Raw genomic sequence first — 12316 nt, 5'->3', positions numbered from 1 at the left:
ACACTAAAATTAGACTGTCTTTTTTGCTTTGTGTAACACACTTTGAACCTTGTTTCCTAATTCATTCAGAGTGAATGGTTTTGGCAAAAAGTGAAAATCTTCTATATTGATGTCATCACTCTTTAAAAAAGCATCTTCTGCATACCCAGAAATAAAAATAACGTTGATATTTGGCCTATGGATCAATGCTTCTTTAACTATTTCTGGGCCGCTCACCTCTGGCATGATTACATCAGTGATTATAAGATCTATATGTTGACTTTTTTTACTGATTATTTCTAGCGCCTCGCTGCCTATGCTTGCTTCTATTACATCAAATCCTTTTCTTTTGAGTGCTTTAGAGATGAATTCCCTTACTGAATCTTCATCTTCGATTAATAAAATTATACCATTACCTTTAATTTCACTTACTACCGGTTTTTCTGTTTCTTCACTATCTTCCTCTCTATCATTTTCATCTGATATGTAAACCATGGGCAAAAATATGCTAAATTTAGTTCCATGATTTACTTTGCTAGCAACATAGATGTATCCTTCAGTTTGTTTAATAATGCCATATACAGTAGAGAGGCCAAGACCTGTACCAGAGGTAATATCTTTGGTAGAAAAAAATGGATCAAAGATCTTTTCAGTTGTATCACTCGTCATTCCACATCCAGTATCAATTACTTCAATCACAACATAATTTCCATGTTCAATCGCTTCCTTGTCTGGAGAAAACATATCCTGAGGTGTAGAATTTAATGAGTCAATCTTTTGATTAAAGGTTCGTATAGTTAATTCCCCGCCCTTTTCCATAGCAGCACTAGCATTGACTGCTAAGTTAAGTATAACTTGCTCTAATTGCCCTTGATCAGCCCTAACAGCACCCAAGTCTCTACCATAATAAATGTTAAATTTTATATTTTCACCTATTAATCTTTTTATCATTTCATAAAGATTAGCTATAGTTCTATTTACATCAATAATTTTTGGCTGCAAGGTCTGTCTTCTTGAAAAAGCAAGCAATTGTCTTACTAAATTTGATCCACGCTTTGCATTTTGCTGTATCTGTATTATATCTCCAAAAGATGGATCACCAGCTGAATGCTGGAGTAAAAGCAAATCGCAAAATCCTATTATCCCAGTCAATATATTGTTGAAATCATGCGCAATACCACCTGCTAACTGCCCTATAGCTTGCATCTTTTGATAATGCTCAAGCTTTATCTCTAGGTTTTTGTGTTCAGTATTATCAATAAAATAACAAATTATGAATATCATTTTATTATGAAGAAACTTATTGAAATATATTTTTATGTTATTACCGCCGTTGAGCTGCACATCAAAGTACGCATTATTTATTCTATTACTCGAAAAATATTCACGTATTTTCACATGATAACTATCCAATATCAATGTAAAGATTGAATTATTATCTGACCCTGCAAGCTTTATTAGTGCCGTATTTTTCTTTACAAAGTTGCCGTTTATGTCACATTGTGCAATAGCAATTGATGAATTTACAAAACAAGGGTGTAATTGATAATCAACAATATTTGATTCGGTTGGTGTTATAAAGCCATATATATAGCTATGGTTGTATTTATCACAAAATATAGCAGTGCTCATATAAGCCTTGAATGGAATACCACTTATAGTAAAAAACAAAATTTCATTATCGGTTGTTGTATTGTTATATTTAGATTGAGATATAAAATCACTGATTGAGCTACCTTTTTCCAGTTTTTTCAGTTCAAATATGTCTAAAAATCTTTTATTTACAGATAAAATCACCCCTTTGGCATTTGCGATGTAAGTTCCTATACTGTGTTTTTCTATTAACTCTTCATATACCTGCTCCTTGTTTATCTGTGTTGCTTTTAACACAAAATACCCATCAGGCCTTGCTATTGGCACTAATGATAAATTTAAAATCTTATTACTATTTATAGCAATTTGGGGATTATCTGGTATCGGCTCAAAGAGCAAAAGAAAGTTAGATACTCTATTCTTCTTGTTTAAGGAAATGCATACCTGTATAGAAGAGTTATTTTTTAGTGCATGATAGAGTACTTTTTTGTCTGCTTCTGAAACATCTCCTATTTCAAGAATCTTGCCTAACGTAATGTCATCATCTATATGATCTTTAAACCTTTCGTAGAACCTTGCATCAGCATAAATAACACCCTCATCTTTATGTAAAATAAGGCAAAATTCTGTATTATGATTTAGTGCATTTGCAAATATTGCATTTTGAAATTCTATAGTATTAAGTAGGTATCTGTAGCGTTTTACATTATACATCATAAAGAGAGTTGTTAGAATGCTAACTAATAAATTAATCTCTATATTAATATGCTGACTATATATATCAAAAAAGTAGAGTATCGATATTGCTACTGGAGGTAAGAGCATAATAACTGCCATCACAACAATTGACATTCCATAATTTCTTAGTATGAAGTCAACCCTGTTCTCTTTTTTGTTATCTATGTATCTCTTATTCATTATTGTTACTTGGCATTGTTGTACATACGAAAATGTTCTATTATATTGATTTAATTATTATAGATTTATTAACGTCTTTGATAGATAATTATCATCCAAATCTAATTAAGTTCCTTAAATATCAGATATAACAATGTTAATAAGCTAGCAAGAGGATATTATGGAAAAACAGAAAACACAAGCATTTAAATGGTTTTGTGCACTAAGAGATAAGATCATAGAATCTTTCTTATTAATTGAAAAACAATCATCCGCAGAGCCAAAGATCGAAAAGAGAAAGTGGGATCGCCCAGGTGGTGGAGGTGGTGAATCTACAATTATTTTTGGTAATGTTTTTGAAAAAGTTGGAGTAAACGTTTCAAAAGTACACGGAAAATTTGCAGATTCAGCCATTAATGAAATTCCTGGTGCAAGTGAAAGTAACGGAGAGTTTTGGGCAAGCGGTATATCTTTAGTGTCTCATATGCAATCGCCCCTTATCCCTGCAGCACATATGAACACAAGGCTGATATATACTTCAAAACAATGGTTTGGTGGAGGAATGGATTTTACGCCAATATATAAAAATGAAGAAGATTGCAAGTATATCCATGAATCAATCAAAATGACATGTGATAGATTTGACACCGGATATTATCCAAAATTTAAAGAGCAATGTGACAACTATTTTTTCTTACAACACAGAAAAGAGCCGCGTGGTATTGGTGGCATTTTCTATGATAATCTGAGTTCTGGCAACTGGGAAAACGATTTTGAGTTCACAAAAGCAGTAGGTGAAGCCTTTTTGGAAATTTATTTGCACATCATACGTAAACATATACAAAAATCTTGGACAAAAGAACAACGAGAAAATCAATTAATAAAACGTGGCAGATATGTAGAATTCAACCTGTTATACGATCGTGGCACAAGGTTTGGTTTAATGACTGATGGCAATCCAGATGCAATTATGATGTCAATGCCACCACTTGTTAAGTGGTTATAGAGAGCTGCTATTAGTAAAAAATAAATCATCATAGTTTAAAATTGTACCATGGTAGTGAGCTTTTATATAGGGGTATAATCATGGGTATAATAGATAATTTTTTAATTAAATCTGTCAAAAACAATGACATAAAAGGTGTTAAACTGACTCTAATTCTCTATGATGCATTAAATAGTTTTAGAAAATTCTTTTCAAAGACTATGTCTCTCAAGAATACAGGATCATTTGATATAAATAATAATCAAGCTTTAAATCAGGCTTTAGGACATGCTACAGATCACAAAATAATGGAATTGCTGATTAATCGTGGAGCTGATATCCACTCAATAGATGAGAATGGAAAGAATGTTATAATTCGTGTTATTGAGAGTTTAGCAGAATCAAAAAATCTAAAATTGGATAGTGAGAAAAACTTACCAGCAGAGATAATTCTTCACCCCACAGTTTCCTTTTTACTAGGAAAAGGCGCAGAGTATTATTCTACAGATGATTTGAATGTTGAAGCTATACAACAAAAACCTCCTAGAACCTCTGAATATGAGCCAATAACTATGTACGCTGAGGTGAACAACAATGTAATACCACCTCAAAAACCTCCTAGAACTTTTGAGTATAAGCCAAAGAGCACTAATTATGATGCTTTGCCTTCAAAAGAGCCAATTTACGCTGAGGTGTATGATGCTAAGGTTAGTAACTCATTAGGGGAGAATGGTTATTTGAGTGTATCAGAAGAATCTATTTATGCTGAAATATATGATTCACATAAAAAATCCATTGAAAATTTATCATTGGAAGATAGTGGTTATTTGAGTATATCAGAAGAACCTATTTATTGCACTATAGATGATCTTTCAGAACAAAAAAGCCTACTAGCCTAAAACAGAAAGAGCCAGAACAGTCGTCAGAACCTATTTATGCTAGGGTAGATTTGTCCAAGAAAAGAGCAGAAAGAAAAGCAAAAGACATAAAAGCTAATTCTGGAACTTGCCATGGGTTAGTGCAAGATAAAGTGAATGATTGGCAAGTGAAGCTAAATGAGCTAAGTGCTAATAAGTCGATAAGTCAGCAACAGACTAATGATCAAAAAATTAAGACCAAGGCTGGCTTTAGTGTAGAAGAAATAAGGCAGAAATATGAGCGTAGAGATTCTGGCTATGATTCCGATACAAAAGTTGAACAACAATTAGAATTAGCTCCTAAATCTGAGATAGGTTCAGTGAGTATTGAGCATGGAGTAATAGGAGGCTGTCGATATAAGATTACTGATATATCCCTCTAACTATGTGATTCAAAATAATTGAATTGACTTTATATATGTAATCGATATAACCTAGTTAGATTCAAGTTGACTCTTTCGTCTAGTGGTTAGGACACCACCCTTTCACGGTGGTAACACGGGTTCAAATCCCGTAAGAGTCACTCAAGTAGAATATAATTAAAGTTTTGAATGGGAAAAATTAGGCTCTATGTTGAAGAAGCTTTATCACAAGGCGTGAGTTTAGCACTTAATCCACAACAAAGTCACTATATTTGCAATGTAATGCGGCTTAAGAAGTATGATAATCTCTCTCTTTTTAATGGAAAAGATGGAGAATGGTTAGGAGAAGTAGTTAATATATCGCGTAAATTGACAGAAGTTACACCCAAAGAATGCACTAAACAACAGCAATATGAGGAAAATTTATACCTGTATTGTGCCATGGTAAAAAGTGCTGCTTTGAACAACATAGTAAGACAGGCAACTGAAATGGGAGTAATCTGCATTCAATTTATTTCAACGGAACGTACAGTGGTAAAAAATATTAACCTAAGTAGAGCAAAATTACAAGCAATCGAAGCAGCGGAACAATCAGGTAGGATAAGTATACCAGAGATTTTGCCTCCTATTAACTTTTGTGAGTTACCTGATTCCCAGAGTAAAAATTTTGTTTTGTGTGATGAAACAGGTAAGAGGTTGTCCGGAAACAAGTAAAAGGCTATAATATCTGAAATTTTAGTACGGGGTAAAGATGAGAAAAAAGTATCCAACAGATCTAAGCGAAAGGGAATGGGCAAGAATAGAAAAACACTTCAGAGTATCATACAAGAAAGGAGGAAGGCCGCCAAAGTATAGCAAAAGAGAAATATTAGAAGCAATTTTCTATGTATTGCGTACAGGGTGTCAATGGCGGTATTTACCAAATGATTTTCCGCTATGGAAGACTGTGTATGAGCAGTTCAGGCAATGGAAGAAGCAGGGAATTTTTGAGAAAATGAATTATGAAATATAGTAGAAGAAAAATAGGAAGGAATGAGCAGCCGAGTGCCTGTATAGTAGATAGTCAATCTGTAAAGACTACAGAAAAGGGGGGATCAAAGGCTATGATGGAAGTAAAAAAGTAAAGGGTAGAAAAAGGCATATAATTACAGACACTCAGGGTTTTATACTAGGTTGTTACGTAGGCGCTGCTAACGAAAATGATAGAGATGGTATTAAAATAGCATTAAACAATATGAGAACAAAATATACTAAAGTTAAAAAAATGTGGGCTGACATGGGATACCAAGGAAGAAATTTAAAGAATCACATAAAGGAAGAATATGACATAGATATTGAAATTGTTAAAAGGCCTCCATGTAGATTTTGGGTGCACAAAGATACGCCACCTGAGCTACTACCAACAAGAGAACAAGGGTTTAAAGTACAGCCAAGAAGATGGGTTGTAGAAAGGACTTTTGCTTGGGTTAATAGGAATAGAAGGCTATCGAAGGAGTATGATTTACTCACAACATCCACTGAGAATTTCATATACCTAGCTATGAGTAGGGTTATGTTAAAGAGGGAATATGCTTGAATTTACTTGTTTCCGGACAACCTCTAAAGCTGACAAAGTGCTGAAAGGCAAAAAAAATGTTGCTATTATTGTTGGCCCTGAAGGTGGTTTTTCATCTTATGAACTTGATCTTGCCGATAAGTTTTGTCAAAAATTGAGTCTAGGAAAAAGAATTTTAAGGGTCGATACCGCTGTGGTTGCTGCACTAACTTTCACCAATTGGTGTAGCTAGATTTTTAAATATGGCTAAGATAAAGAAATCTGGTTCAGTGTTGCGCGCACAAAAACTCTGTAGACTCTCCACGAAGCAGTCTGTTGTTAAAGAGGAGCTAATAAAAAACGTATTCTAAGATAATATTAAATCTTAGAGGTTGTCCACAAACCAGTAAATCAAGCATATTCCCTACTTAACATAACTTTACTCATAGCCAGATATATGAAACTTTCAGTAGATGTTGTAAGTAAATCGTACTCCTTTGATAGCCTTCTATTTCTATTGATCCAAGCAAAAGTCCTCTCTACCACCCACCTTCTCGGCTGTACTGAAAATCCAGGATCCCGTTGTGGCAATAGTTCTAGTGGTGTATCTTTATGCACCCAAAACCTACATGGAGGCCTTTTGACAATTTCAATATCTATCCCATATTCTCTCTTTACGTAATCCTTTAAATATTTTCCTTGGTATCCCATATCAGCCCACATTTTCTTAATATTGCTGTATTTTTCCTTCATATCGTCCAATGCCATCTTCACCCCATCTCTGTCATTTTCGCTTGCAGCTCCTACATAGCAACCAAGCACAAATCCTTGAGTATCTGTGATTATATGTCTTTTTCTCCCCTTTACCTTTTTCGCACCATCATAACCTTTGACCCCCCTTTTTCCGTGGTTTTTACCGATTGACTGTCCACTATGCATGCGCTCGGCTCCTCATTTCTTCCCATTTTTGACCTACTATATTTAGTGATATCATAGTTCATTTTCTCAAAAATTCCCTGCTTTTTCCATCTTCTAAACTGTTCATGCACAGCCTTCCACGGCGGAAAATCGTGTGGTAAATAGCACCATTGACATCCTGTGCGCAGTATATAAAGAATTGCATTTACTATCTCACACTTACTGTATTTTGGTGGCCTTCCTCCTTTCTTGTACGATACTCTGAAGTGTTTTTCTATTCTTGCCCATTCCCTTTTACTTAAATCTGTTGGATATTTTTTCCTCATCTCTTACCTCAATATTCTTTCTTTATATACTACGTATTCCTTGGTTTGTGGACAACCTCTAAAGTGTTTTGCACAAACAAAAAACTTCTATTACATCTGGTGGTTAAAGATATCCACGTTTTCCCAACCCATTAAGTCTAACTCAATACGAGTAGGAAGAAATTCAAAGCACTTTTGGGCCAATTCTTTTCTATTTTCACGTTCCAACATTAAGTCTAGCTTTTCCTTTATCTTGTGGAGATACAAAACATCAGATTCAGCATAACTTTTTTGTTTGTCTGTTAAATTTTCGTTTCCCCAATCAGAAGATTGCTGCTGCTTATTTAGTTTGGTATCAAGCAGCTCTAAGCACAACTCTTTTAAGCTATGATTATCTGTGTAAGTGCGAACTAAACGTGAAGCTATTTTTGTGCAATAGCAAGGAAGTGCCCAAGCTTCCAAGTAATAACGTATTATGCTCACATCAAATCGCGCGAAGTGAAATATTTTAGTTATATTTTTATCCTCTAATATTTTTCTCAAATTTGGCGCTGTATAATCGTTCTTAAGTTGAACTAAGTGAGCGTTGCCATCATTAAAAGAGAGCTGCACAAGGCATAATCTATCTCTGCTATGAAGTAGCCCCATTGCCTCGGTATCAACAGCTATAGACCTTACATCATCTGGTATTGAACTAGCTGGCAAGTCGTCTTTATATAAAAATATTCCCATAAAGCTTTGTGGAATAATTAAAAACTTATGATAATCAAAAATGAGCCTTAAGTATACGAAAAGATCATAGAAGGAACCACGCAAATTTATGGGCTCTCACATTTTTCGTGTACACGGGGTTTACAAATCGCTGTATATGCCTATAATTAAGTAAATTTAGGTTAATTTAATTGCGGGAGTAGCTCAGTTGGTAGAGCGCAACCTTGCCAAGGTTGAGGTCGAGGGTTCGAACCCCTTCTCCCGCTCTTTACTTTCAAAATCATTTCGTCAAAAATCCCTTGACACATTTCGTCAGCCCCCTTATCATGAAACTGAAGGTATTCAGTTATCTTCATCTGTGAAGATTAAACAGCAAGAAAACAACGTAGTTGGCGTCTTATTTTTAATTTTTTGCACTATGTGCACCTTATGTCTTCACAATATTTCTAGGTTTTTACCTACACAAGCTGAAACGCGCTTATAAGTCGTTTAAGACAGTATAGTACGCCAATTTGCAGGATTAGAGAGTGACAACTAGCTAACACGGGATTTCTTTTGCCTTTTTTTCTGTTTAGTAAATTTCTTAAACATTTAAACTAAGGTGAGTTGCATTTAAAAGCAGCTAAATTGCAGTGTTTAAGACTTAAAAAACGCCAATACTGAAAATAGACAATGACCAGGGTTTCTTTTGCCTTTTTTTCGCTTGGTAAATTTCTTAACGTTTATGGCTAAACGACAATCGTCATCCCGCTACGTGTTAGTGGGATCTCTTGTTAGCAGCTGAGATACCGCGAATGAATCGCGGTATGACGTAGGACTGCTGTCATTCCAGCGCGTGACGCTGGAATCCAGTTCTTATTACCTGGTGTAAAGTTAAGTTTCCTAGATCCCAGTGTCTAGGCACTGGGATGACAAGAAAGAGGCTACTTGGATAACAGAAGAAGGAGGCTACTTGGACAACACCCTGACAACCATCATCCCGCTACGTGTTAGCGGGATCTGGAAATACCGCGGCGGTATGACGTAGGACTGCTGTCATTCCAGTCTGGAATCCAAAAAAGGATGATGTCATCCCAGTGCTTGACACTTGGATCCAGCTTCTGTGCAACCTCATCAAAAACATTCATTTAGTATAAACTTTCCATGCTAGTTTGCTTGCTTACAAGCAAACTTTCCTGGATCCCAGTGCCAAGCACTGGGATGACACCCTTTTGGATAGAAACCAGTGTCAGGTACTCGGATGACACCATTTACAACCACTCTCCTACCCTTTCTAGCTGTTTATAGCTGTTAAATCTCAGGAATTTATCGAAATATGGAGAGGCAATAAAGGGAATAGCATCTCTTAAATAATTAGATAAAAAATCTGGCAGATCATTCTGAAATTCTTGCATTTTTTGTCTATAATTTTGTATAGAAATAACTTTTATTTTATCATAATCAAGTTTCCAATAAGCAAGTTCTGAGACTTCCCTTCCGGTCACATACTCTACCGCTAAAGCTTGCAAAATTAATTGCGGAAAAAACCCCGACATCACTTCTTCATTGGAAGGTGGTGAACCAAGCTTATAGTCTATAATTGCTACTTGCCCACTTGGTAGATACTCAACTCTATCACATCTTGCTGTCAGTAAGATTTCTTGAGGGATAAGATCTCTATTTGTCATCCAAGCAGTTTCATACTGATCACAAGAACCAGCGTCACGCGCTGGAATATGAAATATCGGACAGGAAAAGCTCTTTTCCAACTCAACATAGTTGCTTCGAGTTTCATCAAGTTCGACAAAAGATTGAATTACCCTCTGTAGTCTTACCCACCACATATTTGAAAAATTAAACTGACTAGTCGAGAATGCTTCTCGTGCAATGCTCATTGGCGATTTTTTGTTGCGTAAATATCTTGCAAGAATGTTGTGTACCATAGTGCCAAATTCCAATATCGATGGCTTAAAATTCAAGTCTCTTAATTGTTTAAGACCCAGTATATATTCAACGTAAAATGAATAAGGATTACGAATTAGCTTTTCTATTGCACTGCAAGACATCACCTGCATTTTTTCTTTTCTAACTTCGGTTTGAGGTTTTGGCATAGGCTGAGTACATGGAACAATACATTCAGGCGTATTTAATATCCTTAGCCAATCACGATACGGCTGCTTCCCCTCCTTGAGCAGAATTTCCAAACGCTGCAATAGAATTGGCTTTCTATGGCTTAGCGATCTTGTAATATAAACCTTACTTGCACAAAACAAATTGTGTAAAGTATAAAAAAAATACCCCTGCTCTTCTTGCGCAGAAGGAAGATTAAATTTTTCTCTCGTAAGTGCATTCAAAAGCGGACTTTGAAAGCTTGGCGCTTCATTAAATCCAGCAAGTATTACAACTTTGTTGTGATATAAGCTGAATTTATTCAAGTCACTTGCTACAAAGAAAAACTCTTTCTCTAAAAATAAGGTCAGAATTTGGCTATATAACTCTAAGGAGCATTTAATTCCTACACCCTCACATGCATTTGAGAAATTACAGGTAAAATTACCTATTTCACTATTTAGCTCTGAAAAATTTATACCAGATAATATATTAATACACTGCAAATGAGTTGCTACCACATCGAAAATAGAGCAATTTATAGAACGAAGTAAAGGATTAAATATAACCTCTAACTTACTGATAATAAGTAATATATCTTCTTTGTATTTTAGCTTTTTATGGGCATTGATAGCATTTATAATATCGCTCAGGCCATTTGTACTAAAGTTGCGTAATATCTCTATTTCAAATTCAGATAAAATCCGAGTGTACTCTTCTTGAGTGTAACCAAAAGTCACTAGCCTATGTTTAAGGAGCGAAAGTAATGACACACTGCTCCAATTTGAGGTCAAAACTTCGATACTATAAAGCAGAAGCGTTATATAAGGGTAATTTTCCGGTATGGCACTGTGTTGCCTTGATAAACATGCTATACGAGCTGCAAGTAATTTATCAAAGACGACCAAAGAAATGTTTTCATAACCTTCATTTTCTATAATTAATGATGTCACTTGTGCTTCTTCCTCTCTGGAATCACAAGTGATGACTTCAATATTGCCAACATGTCCACTACTAACTTTGCTTAGATCGGCAGTTGTATCAAAGATGCAATCAAGATATTCCGCAGAACCTCCTGTCATCCCAGCCCTTTCTTCTGTCATCCAAGTAGCTGACACTGGGATCCAGTTTTCATTATACAGCCACCTGGTGCGCTCATTTAAAGTTAAGTTTTCTGGATCCCAGTGTCGGGGCACTGGGATGACACCAGAACACGCTTCTGGCAGAAAACTAACATCCCTTCTATCCACTTTTAAATAATCGAGCAGATCTCTCAGGCAATATTGATAGTGTTTTTTATCAAGCGATTTCCAGTCTTTCTCTTTAATTTTCAAATTCAGGTTAGGCAAAATTATTTTTCCAAATGGCAGATCATATATAGCCTTGATCAACGACTTATCCTTTCCAATTCCAACAAAGATTATATGTTGGTCTTTTTGTAAAGAGGTTATCATATTGTTTATGTAATCACTCTTATGTTTTAATATATCTACTACTTCTAAATCTTTTAAAGTTTTACTCCAAGTCTCAGTGAGTAAGCTTATGAAATTCTCTATTTTTTTTGAATGTTCATCAAATTGATAACAATCCGTTGTTTGGGTAGATTGAATTTTATCAAGCAGTGATGGCAGACTATAAGCTAAATCAATTGGAAAATTATCATTATTTTTTCTATTCCACTCCAATATGAATTGAATGAGTAGCAGCGTCCTCTTTGTTGGATTGATAACTTTAACTCTATCAAGATTTAATATTAAATCCTCCTCATCGATGTTCTCTAGCGAAACTATCTCTGGCAAAATTATGCATTTTTTAGCGTTATAATTCTTGAATGCACTCAGCAGCGCTATCACATCCCTCTTGCAAGGAAGTATGATCTTTACTTCAGGAATTTTTTCTCTTTCATATTCAGAAAATATGTGCTGAACCAGCACATCGAAAAGGGATTCATCCACATTAACGGTAAAAACTCTTCCCACTAACAGTAACAATTAATACAATACTTTTATTGTATAGAAATTATTCAA

8 protein-coding genes, 2 tRNA genes and 3 pseudogenes are annotated in these 12316 nt (G+C 35.1%); 8 read left to right on the top strand and 5 right to left on the bottom strand.

Features of this window, described 5'->3' with window-relative positions; all coding sequences use genetic code 11:
• Nucleotides 1–9 precede the first annotated feature (9 nt).
• Nucleotides 10–2490: a response regulator gene (locus AAGD70_RS00660; RefSeq protein WP_065095054.1), complete on the bottom strand. Its 2481-nt coding sequence runs from the start codon at nt 2488–2490 to the stop codon at nt 10–12.
• Nucleotides 2491–2650: 160 nt separating this feature from the next.
• Here AAGD70_RS00660 and hemF point away from each other — a divergent pair, with 160 nt between their 5' ends.
• The 7 genes and pseudogenes from hemF to AAGD70_RS00625 form a co-directional block, all read left to right on the top strand.
• The gene (gene hemF, locus AAGD70_RS00655) at nt 2651–3475 is read left to right on the top strand and encodes an oxygen-dependent coproporphyrinogen oxidase (RefSeq protein ID WP_064124995.1); all 825 of its coding nucleotides are present in this window, start codon (nt 2651–2653) and stop codon (nt 3473–3475) included.
• Nucleotides 3476–3555: 80 nt separating this feature from the next.
• Entirely contained in the window at nt 3556–4353 is a 798-nt protein-coding gene (locus AAGD70_RS00650; protein WP_245611068.1) for a hypothetical protein, read from the top strand.
• A 50-nt stretch (nt 4354–4403) separates the two neighbouring features.
• Nucleotides 4404–4754, top strand: a complete 351-nt coding sequence (locus AAGD70_RS00645; RefSeq protein ID WP_245611069.1) for a hypothetical protein — start codon at nt 4404–4406, stop codon at nt 4752–4754.
• Nucleotides 4755–4822: 68 nt separating this feature from the next.
• Nucleotides 4823–4894: transfer RNA gene (locus tag AAGD70_RS00640), tRNA-Glu, on the top strand.
• A gap of 28 nt (nt 4895–4922) precedes the next feature.
• Nucleotides 4923–5444: pseudogene (locus AAGD70_RS00635) on the top strand (16S rRNA (uracil(1498)-N(3))-methyltransferase); the annotation flags it as partial.
• A gap of 40 nt (nt 5445–5484) precedes the next feature.
• Nucleotides 5485–6309, top strand: a pseudogene (locus AAGD70_RS00630) (IS5-like element ISWpi1 family transposase).
• Between the two features lie 31 nt (nt 6310–6340).
• Nucleotides 6341–6520: pseudogene (locus AAGD70_RS00625) on the top strand (RsmE family RNA methyltransferase); the annotation flags it as partial.
• Between the two features lie 158 nt (nt 6521–6678).
• On the opposite strand, the gene AAGD70_RS00620 reads toward AAGD70_RS00625, so the two are convergent.
• Nucleotides 6679–7511, bottom strand: a protein-coding gene (locus tag AAGD70_RS00620; protein ID WP_341814070.1) for an IS5 family transposase whose coding sequence is annotated in 2 segments (ribosomal slippage) — nt 6679–7145 and nt 7145–7511 — 834 coding nt in all. Because the reading frame shifts where the segments join, the coding sequence is not laid out codon by codon here.
• 90 nt (nt 7512–7601) lie between these two features.
• Nucleotides 7602–8222 (bottom strand): ribonuclease D, encoded by a 621-nt coding sequence (locus AAGD70_RS00615; RefSeq protein ID WP_341814086.1) that lies wholly within the window; start codon nt 8220–8222, stop codon nt 7602–7604.
• 172 nt (nt 8223–8394) lie between these two features.
• Here AAGD70_RS00615 and AAGD70_RS00610 point away from each other — a divergent pair.
• Nucleotides 8395–8467 (top strand) — tRNA-Gly (locus AAGD70_RS00610).
• Nucleotides 8468–9183: 716 nt separating this feature from the next.
• Here AAGD70_RS00610 and AAGD70_RS00605 read toward each other — a convergent pair.
• Together AAGD70_RS00605 and AAGD70_RS00600 are read right to left on the bottom strand one after the other, a co-directional pair.
• Nucleotides 9184–9324: a hypothetical protein gene (locus tag AAGD70_RS00605; RefSeq protein WP_156518032.1), complete on the bottom strand. Its 141-nt coding sequence runs from the start codon at nt 9322–9324 to the stop codon at nt 9184–9186.
• A 127-nt stretch (nt 9325–9451) separates the two neighbouring features.
• Nucleotides 9452–12268 (bottom strand): WPE palindromic element domain-containing protein, encoded by a 2817-nt coding sequence (locus tag AAGD70_RS00600; RefSeq protein ID WP_174525408.1) that lies wholly within the window; start codon nt 12266–12268, stop codon nt 9452–9454.
• Between the last annotated feature and the right edge of the window lie 48 nt (nt 12269–12316).

Origin of the sequence: Wolbachia endosymbiont (group A) of Nomada flava (assembly GCF_964027055.1) — a bacterium.
GTDB classification, from domain to species: domain Bacteria; phylum Pseudomonadota; class Alphaproteobacteria; order Rickettsiales; family Anaplasmataceae; genus Wolbachia; species Wolbachia pipientis.
This window is presented reverse-complemented; position numbering and strand designations above follow the sequence as displayed.